General features: G+C 67.0%; 27 protein-coding genes. 20 read left to right on the top strand and 7 right to left on the bottom strand.

All coding sequences use genetic code 11. The annotated features are described in order from the left end of the window. Positions 1 to 83 precede the first annotated feature (83 nt). The gene (locus ACIHFD_RS66365) at positions 84 to 257 is read left to right on the top strand and encodes a hypothetical protein (RefSeq protein WP_397375707.1); all 174 of its coding nucleotides are present in this window, start codon (positions 84 to 86) and stop codon (positions 255 to 257) included. A 164-nt stretch (positions 258 to 421) separates the two neighbouring features. Here the strand turns inward: ACIHFD_RS66365 and ACIHFD_RS66360 are convergent, their stop codons facing one another. Next, positions 422 to 889 (bottom strand): MarR family winged helix-turn-helix transcriptional regulator, encoded by a 468-nt coding sequence (locus tag ACIHFD_RS66360; RefSeq protein ID WP_397375706.1) that lies wholly within the window; start codon positions 887 to 889, stop codon positions 422 to 424. Between the two features lie 108 nt (positions 890 to 997). Between ACIHFD_RS66360 and ACIHFD_RS66355 the strand changes: the two genes are divergently transcribed. The 8 genes from ACIHFD_RS66355 to ACIHFD_RS66320 all read left to right on the top strand — a co-directional run bounded on the left by ACIHFD_RS66355 (position 998) and on the right by ACIHFD_RS66320 (position 6481). Further along, on the top strand, positions 998 to 1231 hold the full coding sequence (locus tag ACIHFD_RS66355; protein WP_397375705.1) for a YceI family protein: 234 nt from the start codon (positions 998 to 1000) through the stop codon (positions 1229 to 1231). Between the two features lie 86 nt (positions 1232 to 1317). After that, positions 1318 to 2058, top strand: coding sequence for an SDR family NAD(P)-dependent oxidoreductase (locus ACIHFD_RS66350; protein WP_397375709.1), 741 nt, complete (start codon positions 1318 to 1320; stop codon positions 2056 to 2058). Between the two features lie 205 nt (positions 2059 to 2263). After that, positions 2264 to 2728, top strand: a complete 465-nt coding sequence (locus ACIHFD_RS66345) for a cupin domain-containing protein (RefSeq protein ID WP_397375704.1) — start codon at positions 2264 to 2266, stop codon at positions 2726 to 2728. 950 nt (positions 2729 to 3678) lie between these two features. Then, positions 3679 to 4296 (top strand): NAD(P)H:quinone oxidoreductase, encoded by a 618-nt coding sequence (gene wrbA / locus ACIHFD_RS66340; RefSeq protein WP_397375703.1) that lies wholly within the window; start codon positions 3679 to 3681, stop codon positions 4294 to 4296. Between the two features lie 67 nt (positions 4297 to 4363). After that, entirely contained in the window at positions 4364 to 4573 is a 210-nt protein-coding gene (locus ACIHFD_RS66335; protein ID WP_397375702.1) for a hypothetical protein, read from the top strand. Continuing rightward, positions 4570 to 5349, top strand: coding sequence for an SDR family NAD(P)-dependent oxidoreductase (locus tag ACIHFD_RS66330; RefSeq protein ID WP_397375701.1), 780 nt, complete (start codon positions 4570 to 4572; stop codon positions 5347 to 5349). The genes ACIHFD_RS66335 and ACIHFD_RS66330 overlap by 4 nt, the downstream gene beginning before the upstream one ends. Positions 5350 to 5892: 543 nt before the next feature. Further along, positions 5893 to 6147 carry a hypothetical protein gene (locus ACIHFD_RS66325; protein ID WP_397375700.1) on the top strand — a complete coding sequence of 85 codons (255 nt, stop codon included), beginning with the start codon at positions 5893 to 5895 and terminating at the stop codon, positions 6145 to 6147. Positions 6148 to 6178: 31 nt separating this feature from the next. Beyond that, positions 6179 to 6481: a tyrosine-type recombinase/integrase gene (locus ACIHFD_RS66320; RefSeq protein ID WP_397375699.1), complete on the top strand. Its 303-nt coding sequence runs from the start codon at positions 6179 to 6181 to the stop codon at positions 6479 to 6481. 695 nt (positions 6482 to 7176) lie between these two features. On the opposite strand, the gene ACIHFD_RS66315 is transcribed toward ACIHFD_RS66320, so the two are convergent. Together ACIHFD_RS66315 and ACIHFD_RS66310 are read right to left on the bottom strand one after the other, a co-directional pair. Continuing rightward, positions 7177 to 7620: a hypothetical protein gene (locus tag ACIHFD_RS66315; protein ID WP_397375698.1), complete on the bottom strand. Its 444-nt coding sequence runs from the start codon at positions 7618 to 7620 to the stop codon at positions 7177 to 7179. Positions 7621 to 7810: 190 nt separating this feature from the next. Next, complete coding sequence (locus tag ACIHFD_RS66310; protein WP_364265326.1) at positions 7811 to 8767, bottom strand: LysR family transcriptional regulator; 957 nt, start codon at positions 8765 to 8767, stop codon at positions 7811 to 7813. Positions 8768 to 9196: 429 nt separating this feature from the next. On the opposite strand from ACIHFD_RS66310, the gene ACIHFD_RS66305 reads away from it, so the two are divergent. The 8 genes from ACIHFD_RS66305 to ACIHFD_RS66270 all read left to right on the top strand — a co-directional run bounded on the left by ACIHFD_RS66305 (position 9197) and on the right by ACIHFD_RS66270 (position 19384). Next, complete coding sequence (locus ACIHFD_RS66305) at positions 9197 to 11500, top strand: collagenase (RefSeq protein WP_397375708.1); 2304 nt, start codon at positions 9197 to 9199, stop codon at positions 11498 to 11500. Between the two features lie 417 nt (positions 11501 to 11917). Next, complete coding sequence (locus ACIHFD_RS66300; protein ID WP_397375697.1) at positions 11918 to 13225, top strand: ABC transporter substrate-binding protein; 1308 nt, start codon at positions 11918 to 11920, stop codon at positions 13223 to 13225. Next, on the top strand, positions 13222 to 14079 hold the full coding sequence (locus ACIHFD_RS66295; RefSeq protein WP_397375696.1) for a carbohydrate ABC transporter permease: 858 nt from the start codon (positions 13222 to 13224) through the stop codon (positions 14077 to 14079). Before ACIHFD_RS66300 ends, ACIHFD_RS66295 begins: the two co-directional genes overlap by 4 nt. Beyond that, the gene (locus ACIHFD_RS66290) at positions 14076 to 14897 is read left to right on the top strand and encodes a carbohydrate ABC transporter permease (protein WP_397375695.1); all 822 of its coding nucleotides are present in this window, start codon (positions 14076 to 14078) and stop codon (positions 14895 to 14897) included. Before ACIHFD_RS66295 ends, ACIHFD_RS66290 begins: the two co-directional genes overlap by 4 nt. A gap of 2 nt (positions 14898 to 14899) precedes the next feature. Continuing rightward, positions 14900 to 16600, top strand: a complete 1701-nt coding sequence (locus tag ACIHFD_RS66285) for a glycoside hydrolase family 36 protein (protein WP_397375694.1) — start codon at positions 14900 to 14902, stop codon at positions 16598 to 16600. A gap of 2 nt (positions 16601 to 16602) precedes the next feature. Next, complete coding sequence (locus tag ACIHFD_RS66280; RefSeq protein WP_397375693.1) at positions 16603 to 17616, top strand: LacI family DNA-binding transcriptional regulator; 1014 nt, start codon at positions 16603 to 16605, stop codon at positions 17614 to 17616. Positions 17617 to 17637: 21 nt separating this feature from the next. Then, the gene (locus tag ACIHFD_RS66275; RefSeq protein WP_397375692.1) at positions 17638 to 18915 is read left to right on the top strand and encodes a hypothetical protein; all 1278 of its coding nucleotides are present in this window, start codon (positions 17638 to 17640) and stop codon (positions 18913 to 18915) included. Positions 18916 to 19201: 286 nt separating this feature from the next. Then, positions 19202 to 19384 carry a hypothetical protein gene (locus ACIHFD_RS66270; RefSeq protein WP_397375691.1) on the top strand — a complete coding sequence of 61 codons (183 nt, stop codon included), beginning with the start codon at positions 19202 to 19204 and terminating at the stop codon, positions 19382 to 19384. A 294-nt stretch (positions 19385 to 19678) separates the two neighbouring features. Here ACIHFD_RS66270 and ACIHFD_RS66265 read toward each other — a convergent pair whose 3' ends face one another. Continuing rightward, positions 19679 to 20944, bottom strand: a complete 1266-nt coding sequence (locus ACIHFD_RS66265) for a hypothetical protein (protein ID WP_397375690.1) — start codon at positions 20942 to 20944, stop codon at positions 19679 to 19681. A gap of 13 nt (positions 20945 to 20957) precedes the next feature. Beyond that, positions 20958 to 21233, bottom strand: coding sequence for a hypothetical protein (locus tag ACIHFD_RS66260; protein ID WP_397375689.1), 276 nt, complete (start codon positions 21231 to 21233; stop codon positions 20958 to 20960). A 621-nt stretch (positions 21234 to 21854) separates the two neighbouring features. Here ACIHFD_RS66260 and ACIHFD_RS66255 point away from each other — a divergent pair. Together ACIHFD_RS66255 and ACIHFD_RS66250 are read left to right on the top strand one after the other, a co-directional pair. Continuing rightward, positions 21855 to 22481, top strand: a complete 627-nt coding sequence (locus ACIHFD_RS66255; RefSeq protein WP_397375688.1) for a ClpP family protease — start codon at positions 21855 to 21857, stop codon at positions 22479 to 22481. Further along, positions 22478 to 23068 carry a ClpP family protease gene (locus ACIHFD_RS66250; protein WP_192787173.1) on the top strand — a complete coding sequence of 197 codons (591 nt, stop codon included), beginning with the start codon at positions 22478 to 22480 and terminating at the stop codon, positions 23066 to 23068. The genes ACIHFD_RS66255 and ACIHFD_RS66250 overlap by 4 nt, the downstream gene beginning before the upstream one ends. Before the next feature lie 25 nt (positions 23069 to 23093). Here the strand turns inward: ACIHFD_RS66250 and ACIHFD_RS66245 are convergent, their stop codons facing one another. After that, positions 23094 to 23468, bottom strand: a complete 375-nt coding sequence (locus ACIHFD_RS66245) for a helix-turn-helix domain-containing protein (protein WP_397375687.1) — start codon at positions 23466 to 23468, stop codon at positions 23094 to 23096. 102 nt (positions 23469 to 23570) lie between these two features. Then, positions 23571 to 23801 (bottom strand): hypothetical protein, encoded by a 231-nt coding sequence (locus tag ACIHFD_RS66240; protein ID WP_397375686.1) that lies wholly within the window; start codon positions 23799 to 23801, stop codon positions 23571 to 23573. A 184-nt stretch (positions 23802 to 23985) separates the two neighbouring features. On the opposite strand from ACIHFD_RS66240, the gene ACIHFD_RS66235 reads away from it, so the two are divergent. Next, a partial coding sequence (locus tag ACIHFD_RS66235) for a tyrosine-type recombinase/integrase (protein ID WP_397375685.1) occupies positions 23986 to 24802 on the top strand: 817 nt, incomplete at its 3' end.

Here is a 24802-nt window from a genome sequence, read left to right as displayed (position 1 = left end):
GACCCACTCCTGGAGGTCATCGGACGTTAACTCACCAACCATGCGCTCAGCCTACAGATCACAAAGCCTGGCTGTAGTACTAGGTGATCTCCGCAGCATCCGATCCCGAGAACCTCGCAGGAGCGGTGCTGCTCCGCACCACCGGCTTCTACGGCGACGACGGACCGTACGGGCACCTGCCGCGAGTTCCGCACGGCAAGCAGGTCCGCGACTTCGCCGACGGCTGGCGGGAGCATACGCCTGCTGCGGGCGGGTGAGGCCTCAGGCTTGAATCGCCCCAGCTTTCGTGGAGGCTCCATCAAACTCGGCGCGGTTCAGTTCTTCGTACATGCGACGTCATGAATGGCCTTGTTCATGCGCGTGGGCCGGAAGCGTTGCCGGCCGGGGGTTCGTGTGGCAGGTGGACGGATCCGGTGCTGTTTCATTCGGTTGCCAGGCCGACCCGGGTGCGCAACCGGTGGAAGATCTCACCGAGCTGAGCCACCTCATCTGCGGTGAGCGCGTCAAAGACCAGGTGTCGTACGGCGCGTACATGGCCGGGCGCGGCCTGCTCGATGGCCGCCTGTCCGGTCTCGGTGATGCGGACGAAGGCGCCACGGCCGTCGTCGGGGCACCCCTGTCGGGATACCAGATCCCGTTTCTCCATCCGCGCGACGTGGTGGGAGACCCGGCTGCGTTCCCACTGCAATGACGTCGCCAGGTCGGATATCCGCATGCGCCCTTCGGCGGATTCGGTCAGCACGGCGAGTACTTGGTAGTCCGGGTTGGACAGCCCGGTGTCGGCCTGCATCTCTCGGTTGAGCGTTGCCAGAAGCTCCGCGTTGAGACCCATCCATTGCCGCCACACGCGCTGCTCGTCGTCGTTCAGCCACGGGATGTCATTCGTCACAGCCACCCGGGCAGTCTAGCAGTTTAGGTGACGCGTCATGTATGGTTCATGTCATATAGGTGATGCGTCACCAAAATCGTGGCGCTCATGGATTTCAGGAGTTCCGACGTGACAAGCACCGCAACGACGACCGCTCTGTCCGGCGACTACGTTCTCGATGTCGCCCACACTCGGATCGGGTTCGTCGCCCGGCACGCGCTGGTGACCAAGGTCCGTGGCCAGTTCAACGAGTTCGAGGGAGGCGTGCACATCGACGCGGAGGAGCACGGCAGAAGCACCGCGGACGTCACCATCAAGGTCGCGAGCATAGACACCCGCAACCGGCAGCGTGCACACCCGTGACCTCATTGGACTCGACATCGCTCCCCGGCCGGTCGGCGAGCTGCCGATCTGGGTCGGAAGCGGAGGCTGCATTCCGAGCGGGTTCACTGGGACTGCCCCTGGCACTCGGCCTGGCCATCGTCCGCACCCTGGCCGAGGAGGGGGCACTCGTCGTGGCCGCCTCGCGGACCAGGGCGGAGAAATGCCCCGACAACGTGGTGCATGTCTCCGCGGACCTGATGGATCCAGAAGCGCCCGCGCGGGTGGTGGCGCGCGCGGTGGAGGCGTTCGACAGGGTGGACATCCTGGTCAACAACGCCGGCGGACCCCCGCCCGGTGTGGAATTTCCCCGGAGGGGGTTCATGACCTGCGATGACGCGGACTGGCGGACGATGTTCGAGTTCAACCTGTTCTCGGCCGTACGCATGATGCGCGCTGCGATGCCGGTCATGGTGGCGCGGGGCGGCGGCTCGATCGTGAACGTGTCCACGGTCCAGGCCAAGCAGCCCAGAACCATGAACGTCGACTACGGCGCCGCAAAGGCCGCCATGAACAACGTCACCAAGGCCGTCTCCGAGGAGTACGCGAACACCGTCTCGCCCGGACCCACGCTCAGCGACGTGTGGACAAGGCCAGGCGGGGCCGCCGACGTGTTCGGCGCCACCTATGGGACGTCGAAGGAGGACGTCATCGCCCGGATCGTTCCTGAGACGCAGGGGCTGGCCATCGGGCGCATGGCGCACGTCCAGGAGATCGCCGACGCGGTCGCTCTGCTGGTCTCCCCACGCTCGGGCAGCACGACCAGTGCGGACTTCGCCATCAACGGAGGATTCCTGAAGCAACTGTAGTGCCATGGCCCTGGCGGGAGGTTGTGCGCTGGGGATGTGCCGCGCTGGTCAGCGCGGGTCCAGCGCGGTGATGTTGATCTGCTCCGCCCACGCTCGTCGCATTGGAATGCGTAGTCGAGGGAGCGAGTCTTAGGCGATTTCCGCCGACGCGAACGTAATGCCGCCGATGCGACCTTGAAGACATGACAAACCGAAAGGAGTTCGAATGAGCATTGGCCTCGTGCGTAACCCGGGCGACGGTTCCGTGTTCCGCTACTACCACAGTGAAATCGAGCAGGTCGTATCGACCACCGAGACGAATGGAGCTGTCACCGTCTCGCGTCTGAACATGGACCGCGCCGGCGCACCACCCCTGCATTCCCACAGTCGAGAGGACGAGAGCTGGGTGATCCTGTCCGGCCGCGTCCGATTCTGGCTCGGATCGACCTCGCTCGACAAGTGCGACGTGTACGACGCCGAACCCGGCGCCTATATTTACGCACCCCGATTTGTGCCCCACACGCTCCAACCGGTAACGACGACCGCAGAGGTCCTGGTCATCAACAACCCCGGGGCCCTCGAAGGCTACTTCCAGTCGATCGGGGCCGACGACGAGCGCCACGACACGGATCACGTCGACCTCCTCGCCGAGTATGGCGTCACCGTCCTCGACAACCCGCCCCCTGCCTAGGGCGTCGGGTTCTGTGAAAGTGGGAGAGGCGGTCGTCCCATGAAGACGGCCGCTGGGGCACCTTTCGCCGTCCCCGAGAAGCGGAGTCGTAAGCGACGCGTTTGCCGAGCCCGGACCGCTCACGGGCGGTTCAGGTTCGGAACCTGCGCCTGCCGAAGATTCCGTCCGTGCAGGTCAAGCGGCATATGAGTATTCGTGGAGGATGCTGCCGATCCCGTTTCGTTGGCGTATGTTCAGGTCGGTGATTCGCTCTGGATTCGTGATCGGGTCCGGGACGGTTCCCAGCGGGGCGGCTTGGTACGGGGCTTGATGGTCTCGGTGCTGGTCGTCCCCATCTGATGACTGCCAGCGTCGCACTGAGCCTGAACGGCGGCGCGACATGGCCAACCGCCTGGAAGCCCGCAGCGACAACGTGTTCATCGGTACCAGGTGACAGCACTGCCGACGAAGCGAAGGCGCGACAGTATCTGAACGACACGATCTATCGCGCGAAACCAAATAGCCACATGGCGGGTGCGTGCCAACCGCCATATCCACTGAGCAACTCCGTCCGGGATCTTGAGGCCCCAAGGTCATCACCCTTGGCACCAGCACAAGGATCGCGGTAGCCGTGGGCGGTAGGGGGAGTCCTCGGGATCTTGCTTCGCTGAGGCGCACGACGTGATCCGGGCCGCACCGCGCCACAGAAGCACCGGTCTTCCAGAGAGCCCCACCTCCCTCCACGCCGCCATGGCAGACCTGCCAACGGCACCTACATCCAGGATGGGGAGGTCCAGGCGCCTCCAGCCACGACGTACGCCATCACGATCTTCGGCAACGTTTCGCGGACTCACCCCCACATGCTCGACCCGCGCTCCCTCACACAGGTCGATGCCACCGAATGTCCCGGCCGGACGCGATAACGGATGTCTCCGCCCGGACACCACCCATACGAAAGGCAAAACCCCATCATGACCCTCTCTGTGAAGCTCGCCGTCATCTACTACTCCTCCACCGGGTTCAGCGCCCAGATCGCCAAGGACATCGCCGAGGCAGGCGAAAAGGCCGGCGCGGAAGTACGTCTGCTGAAGACCGCCGAACTCGCGCCCGAGGCCGCGATCGCCTCCAACTCGGCATGGGCTGCGCACGCGGCCGCCAGCTTGGAGATCCCGGTGGCCACCCCCGGCGATGTGGAGTGGGCCGACGCTGTGATCTTTGGTACGCCGACCAGGTTCGGCAACGTGTCCTCCCAGCTGAAGCAGTTCATCGACACGCTCGGCGGCCTGTGGGCCCAGGGAGTGCTGGCCGACAAGGTCTACAGCGGCTTCGTCACCACGGCGACCAACCACGGCGGCCAAGAGACGACGCTGCTGGCTCTGTACAACTCCATCCACCACTTCGGCGGCCTGATCGTCTCACCCGGCTACACCGACCCGGTCAAGTTCGTGGACGGTAACCCGTACGGCACCTCTCACATCGACGCTCAAGGCAACAATCCCATCGGCGACCAAACCCGTAACGCCGCCCGCCACCAGGCAGAGCGCGTCGTCCGCATGGCCGCGGCTCTCAAGCGGGGCCTTGCCGCGTAACCACAACGCAGTGTCTGAGTTCAGGGTCTGAGGCGACAAATCGACGGCGGCACGATGCCTCTATGGCTTGTCAAGCGAGGAGGCCGACTACCGGCCGTCCTACCGGTTCCTCGCCTGGTACATGAACCGCAAGGGCTACATCGTCGGCCATCACCACCTCGGTGACGACCAGCCAGAGGCCGTCGCCCAGCAGTACCACGCCGAACACACCTGGCTCCACCAGAGCCGCACCATCCCGGCCACTTCGGCCGATCCCCGAAAGGAACAGCACTCATGAGCAAGCTCGCCCTCGTCACCGGCGCCACCTCCGGCATCGGCAAGGCATTCGCCGACCGCCTCGCCGCGGAGGGCAACGACCTGATCATCGTCGGCCGCAACAACAACCGCCTCGAGGAGTTCGCCGACGCCCACCCGGACGTCACGGTCCGCACCGTCGCCGCCGACCTGTCCACCGACGACGGCGTCGACACCGTCGCAGAAATCTGCGCTAGTGAGCCGCTGACCATGCTCGTCAACAATGCCGGCGTCGCCCACTACATGCCGCTGGCCGAGCTGCCCGCCGACAAGGCCCGCGAGCTCGTCCACGTCAAGGTGGTCGCCCCTACCATGCTCACCCGCGCCGCAGTGGCTGGCATGCAGGAACGAGGCGAAGGAAAAATCGTCAACGTGGCCGGCATGATCGCGTTCAGCGGTCCCGCCGACAAGTCCGTCATGCCGCGCCGCGCCGTCTACGCCGGCTCCCTGGCCCACCTCGTGGCCATGTCCCAAACCCTCAGCGCCGAACTCGAGGGCACCGGCGTCCAGGTCCAGGTGCTGTGCCCGGGCGTCGTCGCCACTGAGTTCCAATCACGTCAGGGCCTCGACATGAGCGTCGTGCCCCGCATGAGCGCCGAGGACGTCGTCACCGCCGGGTTGCGCGGCCTCGAACTCGGCGAAGTCGTCTGCGCCCCCGGCGTCGAGGACACCGGCCTCCTCGACGCCGTCTTCGAGGCCGACCTCGCCGCCTTCGGCGGACAGAGCCCCCGACTCGCCACGCGCTACCGGGCCAACTGAATCGCCGACTTGTACAGGGCAGCTGGACGCGGTGGGGTTGGCTGCTCGTAGCGTGCCGACGCCGATCCTGGGCCGGTGTTCAGCATCCCCCGCAGTCCGTCCGGTGCCTGCTCCATGACCGCCAGGATCTGGCGGGTAGACAGGTGAGAGCGTCGGCGCACCAGCGGTGATTCCGGCCGACTTGCCGGTCATCTGCAGGTCCGTCTCGCGGGTGACGCGCAGCCGGGACAGCACCTGCTCAGCAGCGCTTAGCCGCTGCGTCAGCTCGGTGATCTGCTCGCGCAGATGGTCGGCTTCAGCTTGGGTGGCGGTTTCCCGCTCGGCCAGGCGCTCGAGGAACTCATGCATCGGCGTCCCGGTCGCTACGCTGACGCTGGGACGGGATCCGAGAAGGTCGACCTGCTGGAGATGCGGGCTTTCCTGGACTGTCATCATCGTGGTTGCACTGGTCGTGGTGGGGGGTGAACAGGGAGGCCCTGGCTGCGGCGCTCGGGCTCTGACGTTCCTGGTGGGGCGACCGGGATGCCGGGCGCACATCCGCGAGTGGTACGTCCCGTCCACTGCACCGACGCCGAGATCTGGCAGAATCCGAACTCGGTCTATGCGCCGGTGAACAACGTGTTGACGCGTTCGGTCAGCATCGGCACCGGTGGCTTCGCCTACACCACCGGCGCCAGCGGGTTGAACGTCAAGACGTTCAACCCGGGTTTCGACTCCTTCAACGCCAAGGGGACAACGCCGCCTTGTTCGGCTTCGACCCGGCCACGGGAACGTTCGACGCCCGCACCACTTCGCTGAACACCACGGAGGGCTTCGGGCCGAAGTGGGTGTGTTCACCACCGCGGACGGCGCGCCGCTGCGACCGGACTACCTCACCGGCCGGTTCCGCCGGCTGGTGACCGCCTCCGGACAGCCGCTCATCCGGCTGCACGATCTACGACATGGCGCCGCCACGCTGGCCCTGGCCGCGCACACCGACCTGAAGGTGGTGCAGGCGATGCTGGAGCATGCCAGCATCGTGCTGACCGCCGACACCTATGTCTCGGTGCTGCCGGAGGTGGCCCACGAGGCGCCGACGGCCCGGCTGGTGCTGAACGCCGCGTCCGCGCTGGGGCGGCCGCTCGGCGGCTGACTCAGCTTTGCCTCATATTTGCCACATGCCGCCCCAGCCCACGGGCACGGCTGGAGTTTCCGCTGGTGGGGTAGCGCGCCCTGCAGGATTCGAACCTGCGACCGTCGGATTAGAAGCTCCGACGCCCGAACGCGGCCAACGACCACCCGATCAAGACGAACAGGCAGTGGTGTCCATGGAAGGCCAGATCGAACGCCACGAGGTACTCGGAGGAGCAATCAACGAGTACCGCCGAGCCGCCTGGCTCGATCGGCGAAACCCCAGATCAGACCCTACGCGCGAGTTTTGACGCGCTACAAGCCCCGGTCACGCGTGGGATGGCGACCCGGTTCCACCTGGCGGACGGCACCGCAACCGATCTCCTCGGCGTCACCGTGCCGGTGTTCGTCGCGTCCACGCCGCAGGAGTTCCTCGACCTGACCGCGGCACTGCGGCCGGACCGAGACAGCGGGGGGCCAAACCGTCTCCTCCATCGTCGGCCTCCTCGGCGTAAGCCGCTCCACTATCCACAAATACGTTCCTGAGCTTTAGGCGGACACCGCCCGTCGAGCCGACTCTCAGCGACGTTCTTCGCGCCTCTGACCTAACGCCCAGTCGTTCGCGTTGCTGCCGACACATCCGGTCCCCACCTCCGACTCGATTCACGACGTCAACTCCGGCTGAACGTGACCAGAGCGGTCATCCGCTCAGCCACGTCATGGCAGGCGCAGCTCGGTGACCTTCACCGCTATCGGGCCCGCGGGATCGTAGGCCACGCGGACTGCGACGCGGCCCTGCCGGAGCAGCGCGTAGAGGTCTCTCGGGGCGCACTCGGTCTTGCCGTACCCCTTCTTGCTCCAGTTGTCATACGGGTGGCCCGCGGCGCGCTTACCGCACTCCTTGTTGCCCTGCCGGTAATCGAGGCCCTCGGTATAGTCGATCTTGATGGGCTTGCCGGTCTTCTTGCCGAGGTCCCAGGCGAGGATGCCGCTCTCGCCCAGTTCGGTCAGGTGTGCCCTGTGGGGGGTAACGATCATGCCGGAATCGCCGGCCTTCTTCGCCCAGCCGTACACGACCTTCGAGCCGGTCTGGGCCTGAGCGGGAACTGTGGCCAGCATGGTGGCTGCGGCAAAGCCGAGCAGGAACGCGGTTTTCGTCACGTTCGATTAGATGTGCGATGTCCTGGGATTGTTTTGTAGTGCGTCGAATGCGTGCACTCGGCCACGGACTGCGCGGCCCAGATCGCTCAGCTCCCCGACGAGGTCGGCCAGCGGGGTCGTCGGGTATGTCGCCGGTCGCCATCCGCAGGTAGGCGACCTCCTCGTGCCGGTGCGGGAACAGCGGCCCCTGTCACAAGAGAGGGTGAGTCTCCGGGTGGGTGTCCCACCATCGACGGAAGACAGGGTTGTCGTCCACGTGATCCTTGAACGCGATGGCCAGGCCGCGGTAGATCGCCGCGGCGGCCTGCGGGCTGAGATGGTCCCGCCGCCAGGCCATGACGAGCCGGCCGACCTGGGGCTCTCCTGACAGAGGAAGCACAACCGTGCCCTCGCGGGCGGGCCAGGTGGGATCTACCAATCGGACGGCGTGACCGGCGGCGACCAGGTGGTGGCCGCCGCCGCTCGGGGCGTCGTAACGGATGTCAGGCTCGAACCCGGCGGCGCGGCAGGATGCCCGCAGCGCCGCGAGCGAACCGTCGTCGGCCCCCGGTGGGCTGATCCACGACTCCTCGCGCAGGTCTGCGAGCTGGATCTCGCCCTTCCCCGCCAGCGGGTGCCCGGCCGAGAGGGCGACGAAGAACGGATATCGGGGGATCAGCATCCTGCTGACTACAGGCGGGCCCGGCGTGACGCCGAAGCCCTCCACCATGCCGATGAGCGCGGCGTCGAGTCGGCCCTGGGCCAGCGCGTCCGCCAGGAGCGCGGCCGACGGCTCGATCCGCAGGGAGATGGCGCGTCCGAGGATCGCCTCGCCCACTCGATCTACCATGCTCGACACGCAGGCCGTGTGGATGCTGCCGAGCTGGAGTCCGGTCGCGGGGGCATGCGCGTCACGCAGGTCGCCGAAAAGCCCGTCGATCTCCGCCAGCACGATCCTGGCCCTGGCGACGACCTGGTTACCCAGCGCCGTGGGGGCCGCGCCGGTACGGCTGCGGACGAACAACTCTCCGCCGATGACTTTCTCGATCTTCCTCAGCTGGTTCGTCATGGCCGGTTGCGACAGGCCGAGGCGGGCGGCGGCACCGCTCACGCTACCCATCTCGGCTATCGCGCAGACCACGCGGAGATGCCTGAGCTCAAGCTCCATAAGCTATGTGATATATCAGTTACCGCCTCCTGAACACATGGTCAATAACTACGCCGCACGCTACGCGCGGCGCGCGCAGCACTCGGGCGACCTCACATCCATTCGAATACTCCCTGGATGTTCCATGCCCCCGGCCAACTGCCAGTCGGGCCACGACCCGCCGCACATCCCCGCCGCGGATGCTCTCCGACCGTCGACGGCCAGGGAGGGCTTCGGCCGTGTTCCGTCGCGAAGGAGCGCGCCATAACTCAGATTTATGCATCGGCTTATGATCGGAGGATTTTCCCGCCATTCACACTACGGACACACGAAAGCCTGCCTCCGGTTTTCGAAGGCAGGCAGTCCAGGCGAACCGCCGTACCTCCCTATCCCGGCTGACCAGCCCCAACCTCACAGCCAGTGCCAAGCCCCAGGAGGTTGTCCGTGAGGATGCCCCAGTCACGATCTGCCGGCGGCAGATTACTGTCCAAACTGCTCGTGTTCTTGTCCACCTTGGGATTAGCCATCGGCCTGGTCTTCGTGCCATCCGTACCTGCGAAGGCCGGCACCGCCCCGACGCCGCCTCCCGATCAACCGTCGAACCGGCCGGCGCCGACCCGCGTGACGACCGCCGACGACGGAGCGCGGCACACCCAGCGGGCCCCACTCCCTGTCACCCTGCGCGCTCCCCTGCCGGCGTCGAAGGACGCGTTGCGGCAGGACTATGACGCGCCGAAGAATCTGGCGCCCAGCCGGCCATCCATGAAGGCGCTCAAGAGTGCTCAGGCCACCGCACCGTGCAATGTGAGCGACTTCACCAGCCGCACCGGGAGCGACCTTGTCCAGCAGATCAGGTCCGTCGGCACCGATTGCATCAACACCCTGTTCGGCCTGAGCGGCAGCGATGCTCACTATGCGTTCCGCGAATCGCAGATGACCACCGTCGCGTACGCGCTGCGCGACGACGGTGCGCGGTATCCGGGCGACAACAGCCTGAGCACAGCCCAGATCGTGCTTTATTTGCGTGCTGGTTACTACGTGCAGTTCTACCACTCCGGTGACGTGGGCGACTATGGCCCGGGCCTGAAGACCGCGATCGAGGCCGGCCTGGACTCCTTCTTCGGCAACGCCAAGTCCGGGACGGTCAGCGACGCGAGCGGTGAGGTCCTCGCCGAATCGGTCACCCTGATCGACAGCGCCGGGGAGAACGCCCGCTACCTCGCTGTCGTGAAGCGGATGCTCAACTCCTACGGCAGCTCCTACGACGCGCACTACTGGATGGTCGCGGCGGTCAACAACGTCTACACGATTCTGTTCCGTGGCCACTACCTCCCCGAGTTCGTCGCCGCCGTTCAGGCCGACCCGAGCGTGCTGGACACGGTGAACGGCTTCGCGACGAAGCACCTCGACCTGCTCGGCACGGAACGCTTCTATCTCACCTCGAACGCGGGCCTGGAACTGGGCCGGTTCCTGCAGCACCAGTCGCTGCAGGCCAAGGTCAAGCCGATGCTGAAGGGCCTGCTCGGCAAGAGCCGGATGACCGGCCCAACCGCTGCGCTCTGGGTCGCCGTGGCCGGGATGACCGACTACTACGACAAGGCGAGCTGTTCCTATTACCAAACGTGCGACCTGGCGAACAGGCTCAAGAACGCCGTCCTGAGGGTCAGTTTCGCATGCAGCCCGAGCATCAAGTTCCGCGCCCAGGTCATGACTCAGGACCAGCTCGACCGGGCCTGCGCCAGCCTCAAGGGCCAGGACGCGTTCTTCCACGGCGTGGTGAAGGACAACGGCGCGGTCGCGGACGACAACAACACCACGATCGAGGTCAACGTCTTCCACTCGAGCACCGACTACCAGACCTACGCCGGTCAGATATTCGGCATCAGCACCAACAACGGCGGCATGTACCTGGAAGGCGAGCCGAACGTCGCGGGTAACCAGCCGCGCTTCATCGCCTACGAGGCCGAGTGGAAGCGCCCCGAGTTCGACATCTGGAACCTGAACCACGAGTACACGCATTACCTCGACGGCCGCTTCGACATGTACGGCGACTTCGCCGCCGGCACCAGGACCCCGACGGTCTGGTGGATCGAAGGGTTCGCCGAGTACATCTCCTACTCCTACCGCAAGCAGACCTACGAGGCCGCGATCAAGGAGGCGGGCAAGAAGACCTACCCGCTCAACACGCTGTTCGACACCACCTATGAGAACACCGACACAAACCGTACCTACCGGTGGGGATATCTGGCCGTGCGGTACATGCTCGAAAAGCACCCGGCCGACATGACCACTCTGCTCGGCCACTACCGGACCGGTGACTACGACAGGGCCCGCACCTTCCTCACCAGCACGATCGGCGGCCGTTACAACGACGACTGGTACTCATGGCTGTCCGCGATCGCGTCCGACGGCACAGGCGACGGGGGCGAGTGCACCGGGATCGACACCCGTCAGCTCGGCCGGAACTGCACGCGCAGCAACGTGGCAGCGACCTCGGGCAACTACGCCTACTTCTACCTGAACATCCCGGAGGGCACCGCGAAGCTCGCCATCACGGTTTCGGGCGGCACCGGCAACGCCGACCTGTACTACAGCGACAGTGCCTGGGCTACGACGACGCAGAACACCCAGCGTTCGACGAACGCCGGCAACTCCGAGACCCTCACCATAGACAGCCCGAGATCGGGTTACAACTACATCTCCCTCTACGCGGACAAGGACTTCAGCGGAATCACCGTGAAGGCCGAATACTGACGCCATCAGATCACTCGATCGCCGCGTGAGCGCTCCGGCCAGGCATGCCGCCCGGCCGGGGCGCACGCCATGAGCGCCTCTCCGGAGGCTGCGGTGCTGAGGTACCTGGGGACGGCCACGAGCTGCTCGTCGTGAGACCGTTATCCAATCTTTGCGCACCGCCCTCTTGCGGAGCCAGGCGAACGTCCTCAATATGAACGTTCATATAAGAAATCACGCCATCTGCGAGATGGACGGCCAGCTACAAAGGACTGACCTGCGCATCCTTCCTAGACAATATGAACGTTCATATTCGATCCGGATCGCGGTGGCCTGCCGGTGAGCTGGATCCGCCTCGCCACACGCCCCCCAAAAATGCGTTACGCGGCCGGCCTCGGCACTGCGTGACGCGCGCACCCCCCTGAAAGGCAAGACCTCGTGATCAGTCGACGTGGATTCCTCGCCCTGGCCTCGGCTCTCTCGCTCACTCTGGCCGGCTGCGGCGGCAAGGCCGAAGACCCGAACGCACCAGTGAAGATCACCGTGTGGACCTGGAAGCCCGCCTCGGCGGGCCTGGCAGCAGTAGCCAAGGACTTCGAGAAGGCCAACCCCCGCATCAAGGTCGACATCCAGGCCGTCGGCAACCCGGCAATATGGGAAAAGATCACCATCGGCATGGCGGCGGGCGGCAAGGGCTTGGCCGACGTGCTCCACATCGGGGTCGACTACCTGCCGGGCTACATGGAGAAGTTCCCCGGCGGCCTGGCCGACCTGCGCAAGTTCGGCGCCGAGAAGTACAAGGACGCCTTTGCCAAGGGGCTGTGGCCCACCGTCACCGGCAGGGACGGCGGGGTGTACGCGCTGCCCTGGGAGGTCAACCCGGCAGGCGTTTTCTACCGCACCGACCTTTTCGAGAAAGCCGGGATCGACCCGGCGAAGATCCAGACCTGGGACGACCTGATCGAGGCAGGCAAGACGCTCAAAGCGAAGACCGGCGCCTACCTCGTCGGTGTGAACAAGCCCGCTGCCGGCGGCGCCGACATGGACTTCTACCAGATGCTCCTGCAGCAGCAGGGCGCCTTCTACTTCAACCAGCAGGGTGAGGTCACCCTCGGCAGCGAACCCGCCGTACGGGCCATGACCCTGCTGAAGAAGATGAACGACGCGGGCATCCTCGCCGACACCTCCGGTGAGGGCACCTTCAAGCAGCTCGTCAGCGGCGACAAGCTGGCCGTGCTGCCGTGGCCGGCCTGGGCGGTGAACTACATCCCCGAGATGCGCCCCGAGCAGAAGGGCCTGTGGCGGGCCATGCAGCCGCCGGCCGTGGCGCCGGGCGGGAAGCGGGCCGCGATCGTCAACTCCACCCACCTGTCGGTGGCGGGCAGCAGCCCGCACCAGGCCGAGGCATTCAAGTTCGTCGAGTACGCCCTCACCCGCCCCGAGGTGATCAACAAGGCGTTCAGGGAGGGCGGCGTGTTCCCCGCCCTCACCGCCGCCTACGCCGACCCCGTCTTCACCTCCCCCATCGCCTACTACGGCGGGCAGCCGGCGCTGAAGACGTTCACCGACTCGCTCGGCGAGGGTGCCGACGCCACCTACTACTCCGGCGACTACGCCCGCGCGCTGAAGATCGCCAGCGACGCCCAGACCCAGGTGCTGATGAAGGGCGCCGACCCGGCCACAACCCTGGACCAGGCGGCCAAGCTGGTCGCACAGCAGACCAACAGGAAGACCGCGGCCGGATGATCACCAGGAGGAACATCCCCTACCTGCTGATCGCACCCGCCCTGCTGGGGTTCGCCGTCTTCAAGGCCTATCCGATCCTGGCCGCCGCCTACATCAGCCTCACCACGGGTGCGGGCGCCGCGCGCGGCTTCGCCGGGCTCGACAACTACGCGCGACTGGCGGCCGACCCGCTGTTCTGGACCTCGCTCGGGAACACGGCGCTCATCCTGGTCGTCCAGGTTCCGATCATGCTCTTCCTCGCGCTGCTGCTGTCGCTGGGGCTCAACTCCCCGTTCGTACGGCTGCGCGGGGTGTGGCGGCTGGGCGTCTTCATGCCGTCGCTGACCGGGCTGGTCGCCTACGGCGTGATGTTCTCGGTGATCCTCAGCAAGGAGTCCGGGCTGCTCAACTGGCTGCTCGGGTTCTTCGGCGTCGATCGCATCGACTGGCTCGGCAGCCCGTTCTGGGCCCGAATCGCCATCGTGATCGCGCTCACCTGGCACTACACCGGCTACACGGCGGTCATCTACCTGGCCGGGCTGCAGAGCATCCCGCGGGAGCTCTACGAGGCGGCCATGGTCGACGGGGCCGGGGCGGCGCGCAGATTCTGGTCGATCACGATCCCTCAGCTGCGGCCGATCCTGCTGCTGACCGTGGTGCTGTCGACGATCGGCACGCTGCAGCTCTTCGACGAACCGTTCGTACTGACGGGCGGCGGGCCGGACAACACCACGCTGACCATCTCGCTCTACCTCTACCAGAACGGCTTCCGCTACTTCGACTTCGGTTACGCCGCGGCGATCGCCTACGCGCTGACGATCATTGTCGCCGGGTTCGGCCTGTTGCAGATCAAGCTCACCGGGGGGCGCAAATGATGCGACTGGTCAGGGGGTGGCCGCTGACGTTCGTGCTGGCGGCGGTGTTCGGGCTGTGCGTCGGCCCGTTCTACTGGATGGCGATGGCGGCCACCCACGCCAACTCCGACATCTTCGCCTACCCGCCGAGGTTCTACCCCGGCGACCAACTGGCGGAGAACACCAGGAAGCTGGAGGAGTCCATCGGGCTGCTGCACGTCCTGGGCAACACGCTGTTCGTGGCGGTGGCGACCACGCTCGGCGCGCTGGCGATCTCGCTGCTCGCCGGGTACGGCTTCGCCAAGTTCAGCTTCCGCGGCAGGAACGCGCTGTTCGTGCTGCTGCTGTCGACGCTGGTCATCCCGGGCGGCGTCACGATCATCCCGGTCTTCGAGATGATGAACGACATCGGGCTGATCGACAGCTATCCGGCGCTGATCCTGCCGGGCCTGACGGTGCCGTTCGGCATCTTCCTCATGCGTCAGTCGCTGCTGGCCGTACCCGACGAGTTGCTCGACGCGGCGCGCGTGGACGGGGCTGGCGAGCTGCGGGTGCTGGCGCGTGTCGTGGTGCCGGTCATGCGGCCGGTGCTGGCGGCGCTGGCGGTCTTCCTGTTCCTCGGCTCGTGGAACGACTTCCTGTGGCCGCTGATCGCGCTGCGCACCCCGGAGATGCACACGCTGCCCGTCGCGCTCGCCTCGCTGCAGGCCACGACCAGGACCGACTTCGGCCAGGTCATGGTGGGTACGGCGATCTCGTCGCTGCCCATGATGGTCCTCTTTCTCATCCTCCAGAAACAGTTCATCTCCGGCCTGCTGGCCGGGGCCACGAAGGGATAGACATGCAGCTGTGGCAGCCGCGTGCGGTGTTCGGCACCACCTCGGCGCGGGTCGGAGATGTCGAGATCGCACTCGACGGGGAGGTCACGGTGACCAGGACCGGCGACCGCGTCTGGGAGCTGGACGCGCCGGAGGCGAGCGCGGCCCAGTGGCGCGTGCCGTGCGTCGAGGTGAGCGCGTACTGGACGCCGCGCTCGGGTGCCCGCTGGGTGCCGCCCATCTGGAACGCCCCCATGACCTCACGCCTGACCTCGGGCTCCCCTGTCGCGTCGCTGGTCGGGCGGGACGGCGCGAACGTGTGCACGGTGGCGCTGGCCGACGTGGCCGGCCGTACGTCGATCACCGGCGGGGTGATGGAGGAGACCGGCGAGTTCGCCATCACCGTCCAGGGCAGGGGGCTGCGCATTCGGCTCGACCTGTCCGACCGGCACTTCTCCGCGGCGCTGACCGAGGTCGCCACCTGGTGGGGCGAGCAGCGTACACCCCGCCAGGCACGCCTGCCCGCCTATTCGACCTGGTACAGCCTGCACCAGAAGGTCGACGAGGCGGGCGTGGAAGGGCAGGCCGCCCTGGCCAAGGAGTTGGGTTGCGACACGATCATCGTGGACGACGGCTGGCAGACGGCCGACCGCGCCCGGGGCTATGCCCACTGCGGCGACTGGGAGCCGAATGCCGCGGCCTTCCCCGACATGGCCGCGCACGTCGAGCGAGTGCACGGCCTCGGCGTGGCCTACCTGCTGTGGTACGCGATCCCGTTCATCGGCAAGGGCAGCGCGGCGTTCGCCCGCTTCGAGGGGAAGTTCCTGCGCTACCTGGAGCTCATGGACGCGGCCGTGCTCGACCCCCGCCATCCGGACGTTCGCGCCTACCTGGTCGGACGGCTCGCCCGGGCGGTCGAGGAGTGGAAGATGGACGGGCTGAAGATCGACTTCGTCGACCAGTTCGCCACCCCCGGCGGCGATCCGGAGCCAACGCCCGGCGCCGACTGCTCCGACGTGGACGAGGGCGTCCTGCGCCTGATGGCCGAGCTGGACGCGCGCCTGCCCGGGATCCTCGTAGAGTACCGGCAGCCGTACACCAGTGCGGGGCTGTGGCCCTACGGCAACATGATCCGCGCGACGGACTGCCCGCTGAGCCCGCAGGAGAACCGGCAGCGGACCGTGGACCTCCGGCTGATCTCGGGGCAGCGGGCCGTGCACTCCGACATGATCATGTGGCATCCGTCAGAGCCGGACGAGCAGGTCGCCATCCACCTGATCAACGCGCTGTTCTCGGTACCGCAGATCTCAGTCGACCTTCAGGCACAGCGGCCGGGACAGCTGTCCGTGATCAGGTTCTGGCTGGGGATCTTCCGCGAGTTCCTGGACACGCTGCAGCTCGGCACCCTGGAGCCGGAGCAGCCCGAGCACGGCTTTCCCCTCGTGCGGACCTACGATGGGCACGCCATGGTCATCGCCCGCTATGCCCCACTCCCCGTCGAGGTTCCCGCGACTGGATGGGCTGAGCTGCTCGTCGCCAACGCCGCCGGCGACACCCGCGTGGTGCTGTACGGCGAAGCGGCACAGACCGTGACGTCCGTGGCATACGACTGTCGCGGAACCCGGGTGTCCGAGGCCAGGCTGTCCCTGGCGCCGGGGGCGACCCTGGTGACGGTCCCCGTGGGTGGGCTGCTACGGCTGCGCCGTACCGAGGAGGAGATCTGAACATGCCAGCAGGCCGGGCCCGCGGGGTGAGCATCGAGGACGTCGCCCGCGCTGCCGGTGTATCCCGGCAGACCGTTTCCAATGCGATCAGGGCGCCGCATCGGCTGCGAGCCGAGACGCTGGAGCGGGTCACGGCGCTGATCGAGGAGATGGGCTACCGCCCCGACCAGTCGGCCAGCAGCCTGCGCTCCGGGACTCGGCGCGTGCTCGCCTACACCACGCCGGAGACCGATCCGGCCAACCCGAACGCGCTGATGAGCGGCTTCCTGGAGGCGCTCGTGTCGGCGGCAGGTGCGACCGGGTACCGGATCCTGCTGGTGCGGCCGCGCCCCGGCCAGGAGGTGGTGCGCGCGCTGGAGGAGGTCATCGCGGCCCGGACGGCCGACGCCTTCCTGCTCTCGGACGTGGTGGAAGGCGACCCGCGGGTGAGTTTCCTGAGCGAGACGGGCTTCCCGTTCGCGGTGTTCGGCCGGACCGGACCCGAACTGCCCCAGGCTTGGGTGGATGTCGACTCGGTACAGGCGATGATCGACATCGTCGGGCTGCTCGCCGAGCGCGGTCACCGGCGTCTGGCGTTCCTGGGCATGTCGGCGGAGCTGCCCTGGCTGCGCCATCGCACCGAGGGTTTCCGTACCGGTGTCCGCCGTTTCAAGCTGGTCGCGCACGAGGCCACGGCCGACGAACCGGAAGAGGCCGTCGACGTGGCACGGACGCTGCTGCGGCGGCAGCCGCGTCCGTCGGCGTTGGTGCTGGTCGACGACTGGCTGGCGCCGAGCGCCTATGCCGCCGCTCAGGCGGAGGGCCTGGCCGTGGGGGTGGACCTGGCGATCACCGGCTTCAACGACATGCCCTACGCCCGGCTCCTGCAGCCGCCGCTGACCACGGTGCGGCTCCCGCTGCGACGGCTGGCCGACGCCCTGGTCAGCCGTCTGCTGCAGCTCATCGAGGAACAGGTCGCGCCCGAAGCGGGTCTGCTGCTGCCCGCGGAGCCGATCGTCCGGGCAAGCCTCCCCTGAAACCCTGAGGATTGTACGTTCATGGAAATAGCGTCCTCCTCGACCGAGGTCGTGGAGATATTCGAGTGGGCCTGCCGCAAGGCGCTGAGCTGGGTGCATACCGGCGGCACGATCGGCCCGGTCAACGTCGACGAAACCAGGCCGGGCGGCACGGGCACCGGTGTGTACCTGCCGTCGTACTGGGCCGGCTACGCTCACCGCAGCGGGTTCTACGCCCGTGACTTCGTGCACCAGCTCACCGGCGCCCACCTGCTCGGCCTCGACAAGGCCAATCTGACCATGCTGAAGTGTTTCGCCGCCTCGGCCACACCCGAACACGGCCACTACCCGGTCTGGGCGTTCAACTTCGACGGCTCCTACCTAGCCATCGACTACCGCGGACCCGACCGGTTCGTCCGGGAGATTCCCGCCGTCTTCGAGCTGGTGGAAGCCGGCGAGACCGCCTACCGCTGGACCGGCGACAGTGTCTACGTGGACGATCCGGTGCTGCGTGCCTTCTACCGGAACACCACAGGCCCTTTCGCGGCCACCGCACGGGGCACCGGCGGCGGCATCTTCGACGGGGTGGCCACCTACAACGAGCTGAGCGGGGAGCCTCTGGCTGAGGCGGGCGACGCGATGGCCGCGCGGTACGCCGCCTACCTGGCGATGGCCGGGCTGGGTCACGACTCGTTCGCCGGAAAGGCCGCCGAGCTCAAGCGGCACTTCAACCAGGTCTGGAGCGGCTCGGGCAGCGGCAAGGACATGATCAGGGGCTACACCGTGGACGGCCGCGGCGTAACCGGATGGGGCGGCGAGAACAGCGTGTTCATGCCGCTGAAGGGCCTCATCGACGCCGGACCGCGCAACGAGAGCTACCTCGACTTCGTCGACGCCCAAGGCCGCGCGGAGAACGTGGAAGCACTCACCTACCTGCCCGACGTCTTCTTCCGGCACGGCCGGCCCGACACGGCCTGGAAGTGGATGCGGGAGATCTTCGCCGCACGGAATCTCCCCCACGTCGCCGGAGGGCTCAACGGCGACTATCCCGAGGTGTCCTTCACGCTGGTCAGCCAGGTCGTGACGGGCATGCTCGGTGTCCGGCCGGACGCGCCACGAGGGACTGTCGAGATCCACTCCACGCTGCCCGCCGAGGTGGACTGGCTGGAGGTGAGCGGGATCCCCGTCGGGCGCGGCCACATCTCCGTACGGTGCGAGCACGATGCGACCACTCTGGTCAATATGTCGGCGGACGTTACCTATACCTGGGACGGCGTACCGATTCGCCCCGGAGAGCGGCGAACGTCAGACGGCCGCTGACAGCCCGAGACCCGCGCCATACGGCGGATGAGCCTCAGCCGGCTCCTACATCAGCGTGAAGGAGGTGCGATTCCCCCGACGCCAGGAGGCTCTCGGGGACTCCAAGGGGGGAAGCATGGTCCTCGCACCAGGGGTGTCCTGAAGATCTTGGTGGGTGGGTCGGTACGACGTGTGCGCCTCCCGATAACTACATCCGCCCAGGTCATGACTCTGCGAAGGCTTCGCGTGGCGTACGCGAGCTCCGGTCACCTGGGGGACGGAAGCGGGTACGGCAGGATGATCCGCTGTGCTCCTTCGCCTGGTCTATCTGACCGTCACGAACGCCTTCGCCGCGCTGCGGTTGCTGCCCGTGAGTGACCGGGACAAGGACGTGGAGATTCTCGTCCTGCGTCACCAGATCGCCGTCCCTGAACGCCAACTCAGCGCTGATTCGCGCCCGAGGACCGGGCCCTTCTCGTCGCTCTCCTGACCTCACTGCCGCGTGAGGTTCTGCGCCGGCTGCGGCTTCTCGTCCGGCCAGACACCGTGCTGCGCTGGCACCGCGATCTGATAAACGACGTCACGCCCATATCTGCCGGCCCAACGACCCGGGCGCCCACCCACGGTCCGCTCCATCCGCGCCCTCATTCTGCGCCATGTTCGGGAGAACCCCGGCTGGGGCTACCGGCGGATCCACGGTGAGCTCACCACGCTCGGCATCGAGATCGCACCGTCCGTGCCGCAGACCGACAGATACGCGAACTCGGCCCCCCGCAGCAGCAGGCTACCGGCAGCGGGTACGCGGTCGGCCCAGGACGGTGACCAGGCGGTCGAGCAGGGCGGGATCGTTGGGCAGCGCGCCGTGCTCCACGCCGGGATTGTCCGTCAGGCTGAAGTGATGGCAGCGCATGGCCCGCCAGGCCAGGATGGCGTTGTTGGTGATGTCCTCCTGGTTACCGTCGCCGTCGCGCCGCAGGAAGCCACCGGGGTCGGCGATCTGGCCGGTGGACAGGTTCGCCAGCCGGGCCCCGACGACTGTGGGCAGGCCGGAACCCTTCTCCCCGTAGACGTCCACGTCGGGGAACGACCTCGGATCGGCGAACCGGACGAAGCCGATGTAGTACGCGGCGATCTTCCCGGCCGTCGGCAGCCCCGCGTCGGCGAACAGGCGCCGATAGTCGCGAGGCGTGTAGGAGCGGCCCGTCGAGGACTCGCGGATGACGACCTCACGGTCGCCGAAGACCGCCGGGTCGGCCGCGCTCATGTAGGTCGAGGGGGCGCTCTGGTACATCCGCGCGCTGCTCCGCGCGTTCTGCCTGGTCGTGGGGTAGCCGAAGTCCTGGATGTTCTGCCCGGTGAACATCACGGAGTACATCAGACCCTGCCCCGGCATGTTGCCCGCGATCGGGGTGAAGCCGTGGATGTAGCGGTCTCGCCACGCCTGGCTGGTGTGGGTGAGCAGGTATTGGGCATACAGCGGCCCGTTGGAGTGGCCGACCAGGTGCACCGGCCGCTCGCCGTTGTCGCGGTAGGTGTCCTCGATGAGCCGGCGGGTGCGCTCGAAGAAGCCGCCCATGTCGGGGGTGAGCCGGGCGTCGTACCCGGCGACCCGGATGTCCCGGTCGCGGACGTACCCGGCGGTCTCCAGCCTGCGGTAGAGAGCCTCGTAGTACGGTGCGCTGTCCGTGCGGCCGTATTCCATGATCTCGACGGTGACGCCCGGTTGCTCGGCGAAACGCTCCGGCATCGGCAGCGACGGATCGTCGCGGTAGCGCAGAGTGAGCAACCGGTCTCGGCAGACCTGGCTGAACCTGCTCGGCCGGTCGTTGCGGAACCAGTCCTGGAAGGTGCCAGACCGCGGACAGCCCGGCGCCGTGGTCTGGTCGCGTACGGTTGCCTGGAGCTTGGTGAAATGGAACGCGGGGAACAGCACGACCGGGGGTTTCTCCCGCGCCGGAGACCCGGACGGGCCGGGCTGGCCCGCGGTCAGCCCCAGCGGGACCAGCGCAGCCAGCACACCGTGCATCCAGCGGCCATCCAACATCGCCATCCCCCTCAGTCACTCAATGTTCCAAGCGGTCGTTACCCACGATCACGTTCTGTGATACCTGCTGGTCGGAGGGGCGGCCAGGACTGCTCGATCGGCCCAGTTGGGCTTCGGCCGGACGACCTGACAGCGTGCCGCGGGCGATCTCGGCGGGAACGCCCGTGTTGGCGCCGGGCCCGCTGCCGGGCACCACGATGAGGTCGGCCAGCTCGGGTGCCCCGTCGTTCTCGACCTCGACCGTCGTCCCGTTGGACAGGTGCACCGTGCCCGGCCCGTCGACGCGTATCTGCACCAGCGGGCGCGACCATCGGCTCCTCACCGGAATGGGGAGACGTACGGAGGGCATTCGCCGAGCTGACGGCTACGCCGCCGGAGGCGTGATCTCCACCGCCGACGACCTCAGCGCCTTTCACCGGGAGCGCTGGACACGTACGAATTGCTGACGAAGGAGGAACTAAAGGAGCTCAACGCTGGCCGGCCGCCCACGGATCCCCGCTACCCACCCTCGAGGTGTGCGAGAGCCAGGGTGAGTACAAGGCCGTCAAGAGCAGCTCGCCCGGCTTCACCACCCCCACCTTCGGCTCGCGGGACGGGGCGGGTCCAGCTCGTCATGTCCCTCACCCTGGCCAGCGCCCACCGCGATCCCGCCATCGACCCGCTCGCCTCCAGGACGGGGGACGCCATCCTCTGCCCCGAGTAGTGACTGGCGACACTCGATCCGCTGTCCATGCCGAGCGAATGCTCAGGTGCCCATCCGGAAACCGGCTCCTGACCAGATGCGCCCTGAAGCCGACCCGAGTGCCCTGCGGAGCGTGACCATATGCCCCTGCTCAGGAGGTCACGCTGCTCAGAGCAGATCTGCCGCAGGCGGATCGTGTCGACGCCGATGCGAATCGCCTCACATGATGGACGCATGAGCGAAGAATCGAAACTTCCCCTGTTCAACCAGCGGATGAGACGCGAGCTTTACGAGCAGCGTGTTCTCATTCTCGACGGCCCTCTCGACGACGACAACGGGACACTGCTGGCCACGCAACTGATAGCACTCGCCACCCAGGACGCGTCGACCGATATCGCATTGTGGATTCACTCCCCGGGCGGCTCGGTCCCCTCGATGCTGGCGATTCGCGACATCATTCGCCTCATTCCCTGTGACGTATCGACCCTCGTGCTGGGCATCGCTTACAGCGCCGGGCAATTCCTGCTGTCGTCGGGGACCCGAGGCAAGCGCCGCGCCCTGCCGCACGCACGCGTCCTGATGCACCAGGGCTCGGCGGGAATCGGTGGCACCGCGGTCGACATCGAACTGCAGGCCGGCGACCTCCGGCATACTCGTGACACGGTGCTCGGTCTTATCGCCGAGGACACGGGCCAGCCCGTCGAGCGCATATTCGAGGATTCTCTGCACGATCGTTGGTACACAGCGCAAGAGGCGCTCGACTACGGTTTCATAGATGCGATCGTGCAGACCTTCGACGAAGTCGCGCCTCACAATCGCCCGCGGCCCGGATTCGGCGTCACCGAAGGAGTCGGCAAGTGACCACATATACGATACCGAACGTCATCGCGCAGAATCCTCGAGGCGAGCGGATCATGGATGTCTACTCGCACCTGCTCACCGAGCGAATCGTTTATCTGGGCACCGCGATCGACGCGGGCGTCGCCAACGCGCTCATCGCGCAGCTGATTTTTCTGGAGTCGGACAACCCCGATGCCGAAATACAGTTCTATATCAACTGCGAAGGTGGTGATCCGAGTGCGATGCTCGCGATATACGACACCATGCGCCATATCCGCCCGCGGGTTTCGACAACCTGCGTCGGACAAGCCGTCGCGGTCGGTGCCGTCCTTCTCGCCGCGGGTGCCGAGGGAAAACGTGCCGCTCTCCCCCACGCACGCGTGATCCTGCACCAACCAGCCGCTCAGGGGCGCGGAACGATCCCCGACCTCATCTTGCAGGCCGACGAGGTTGTACGAGTCCGGGCAGACATCGAGCGCATCCTGTCACGGCACACCGGCCAGACGATCGAGACCCTACGTGCCGACACCGATCACGATCGCGTGTTCACCGCGACCGCGGCCTTGGAGTACGGGCTCCTCGATCAGATCATCGAGGAGCACTCATAGGCCCGCGAACAACCCCGGCAAGCCGCTAAGCGGCCAGAGCATACGCCGCCGAGCAGACAGCGCCCCTCGACCCGCTGGGCTGAGCAGACCGCAAACTCTCTGCGACAGCAAGAGTCAGATCGACCAGGGTCACATCCAGCGCGCCGGCGACCGCGGCGATCATTTCACTCGACGGCTCTTTGACGCCTCTTTCCATCTCGGAGAGATATTGCGGTGAGACTCCGGCGCGACCCGCCGTCTCACTCAACTTCTCGCCCCGCTGTTGACGAAGGCCCCTCAGACACTCACCGAGCACCTGCCGCCACAGCGGCTCGCGAGCCGGAGAGGGCTTGAGGGCGGTCCGATCGATCGCTGGACGTAGCGGCGAGATGGAAGATGGCTGCGGGATGGAGGAGACCATACTCCACACCATAGGGAGACAGCGCTGTCGAGTTCCGCTGGCTTCGCGCAGAGCGGAACCAGTCCCTGCCTCCTCCGTTCGGTCTCAGGCGCACCTGCGCGCTCACCACGGGGTCACCGCGGCGGCGAGCGCTCGGGTGACGTTGGTGACCAGCCACACGAGCAGGGCGCGCACCGTACTCGGCGCAGCGAGATCAGGCGGGTCGGGTTGCCGGCGATGTGGGCTTGGGCCGGTCGTCTGGGTGGTTCGCAGCGGTGAGATCCGGGTGGCCGTCGCACGGGGCGTGGCCTGCCGGGGCCAGCCGAGCACGCCGCCGCTGGTGTAAGGCGGCAAGCCCCTCCCACACCCGGCAGACCCTGGTCACAGTCCTGCATCCGGCGACGTGACGGCGCGTTCACGACGGGGCCGGTTCGTCGAGCCCCACGTATTTCGGCCACTCGCCCTGAGGTCGTCCCTGATCGAGTGCAAGTCCTAGCCGACGCGTCTGTCATCGCACACCGTGGGGGAGGTGGGGCAGATGGCAAAGACACGTGTGCAGGTCAGCAGGCGATGCGGCTGTGTGGATGCGGAAACGGGACGTCAGCGAGGCGTCACGTGTCCGCGTCTGCCGGTAGATGACGATCACGGCAGCTGGTATTTCGCGGTCCAGGTACGCGGCCTGGACGGGCAGCGGCAGCGCGTCCGCCAGGGCGGTTACACCGACCCCGAGGAAGCGCAAGCAGCAGGCCGAGCCCTGGCCGTTGCCGACCGCGACGGCGCGGGGGCCGGATGCACCCTCGGACAGTGGCTGGCACGCTGGCTGGACACCAAGGACGCCCTGCGTCCGTCGACCCGGCAAGGCTACGCCACGCACATCCGTCTCTACCTCATCCCGCAGTTGGGACGGAGCTTGCTCCACCAGCTCACCTCCCGCGACGTCAACGGACTGCTCGCGACGCTCGCGTCCCATCCCTCGCCGACCGGTCGCCGACTGTCGCCCGCTACCGTGGGGCGGATCCACGCCACCTTGCGGACCGCGCTGAACGCGGCGGTGCGCGCCCGGCTGATCCCGATCAACCCGGCCAACGGAGCCGAACTCCCCCATCCCCGCCGACCGCATCCGATCGTCTGGACCGCCGGACGGACGGCCCGCTGGCAGCAAACAGGAGAACGTCCGGCGGTGGCGGTCTGGACCGAACAACAACTCGCGGCCTTCCTGACCGGCGTCGCGCAGGACCGCCTGTACGCCGCCTGGTGGCCGGCCGCGCTACGCGGATTGCGCCGCGGTGAGCTGGCCGGGCTGCGCTGGACGGACGTCGACCTGCAGGCCGCGGAGCTGACAGTGGCGCAGCAGC

The organism is Nonomuraea sp. NPDC051941, from assembly GCF_044593615.1.
This window is presented reverse-complemented; position numbering and strand designations above follow the sequence as displayed.

Excerpts from the sequence above, each read along its gene's own strand:
- ACIHFD_RS66295 (WP_397375696.1), top strand. The coding sequence starts at position 13,222 with ATGATCACCAGGAGGAACATCCCCTACCTGCTGATCGCACCCGCCCTG.
- ACIHFD_RS66285 (WP_397375694.1), top strand. The coding sequence starts at position 14,900 with ATGCAGCTGTGGCAGCCGCGTGCGGTGTTCGGCACCACCTCGGCGCGG.
- ACIHFD_RS66330 (WP_397375701.1), top strand. The coding sequence starts at position 4,570 with ATGAGCAAGCTCGCCCTCGTCACCGGCGCCACCTCCGGCATCGGCAAG.
- ACIHFD_RS66265 (WP_397375690.1), bottom strand. The coding sequence starts at position 20,944 with ATGGCGATGTTGGATGGCCGCTGGATGCACGGTGTGCTGGCTGCGCTG.
- ACIHFD_RS66275 (WP_397375692.1), top strand. The coding sequence starts at position 17,638 with ATGGAAATAGCGTCCTCCTCGACCGAGGTCGTGGAGATATTCGAGTGG.
- ACIHFD_RS66310 (WP_364265326.1), bottom strand. The coding sequence starts at position 8,767 with ATGGAGCTTGAGCTCAGGCATCTCCGCGTGGTCTGCGCGATAGCCGAG.
- ACIHFD_RS66245 (WP_397375687.1), bottom strand. The coding sequence starts at position 23,468 with ATGGTCTCCTCCATCCCGCAGCCATCTTCCATCTCGCCGCTACGTCCA.
- wrbA (WP_397375703.1), top strand. The coding sequence starts at position 3,679 with ATGACCCTCTCTGTGAAGCTCGCCGTCATCTACTACTCCTCCACCGGG.
- ACIHFD_RS66280 (WP_397375693.1), top strand. The coding sequence starts at position 16,603 with ATGCCAGCAGGCCGGGCCCGCGGGGTGAGCATCGAGGACGTCGCCCGC.
- ACIHFD_RS66255 (WP_397375688.1), top strand. The coding sequence starts at position 21,855 with ATGAGCGAAGAATCGAAACTTCCCCTGTTCAACCAGCGGATGAGACGC.
- ACIHFD_RS66290 (WP_397375695.1), top strand. The coding sequence starts at position 14,076 with ATGATGCGACTGGTCAGGGGGTGGCCGCTGACGTTCGTGCTGGCGGCG.
- ACIHFD_RS66345 (WP_397375704.1), top strand. The coding sequence starts at position 2,264 with ATGAGCATTGGCCTCGTGCGTAACCCGGGCGACGGTTCCGTGTTCCGC.
- ACIHFD_RS66305 (WP_397375708.1), top strand. The coding sequence starts at position 9,197 with ATGCCCCAGTCACGATCTGCCGGCGGCAGATTACTGTCCAAACTGCTC.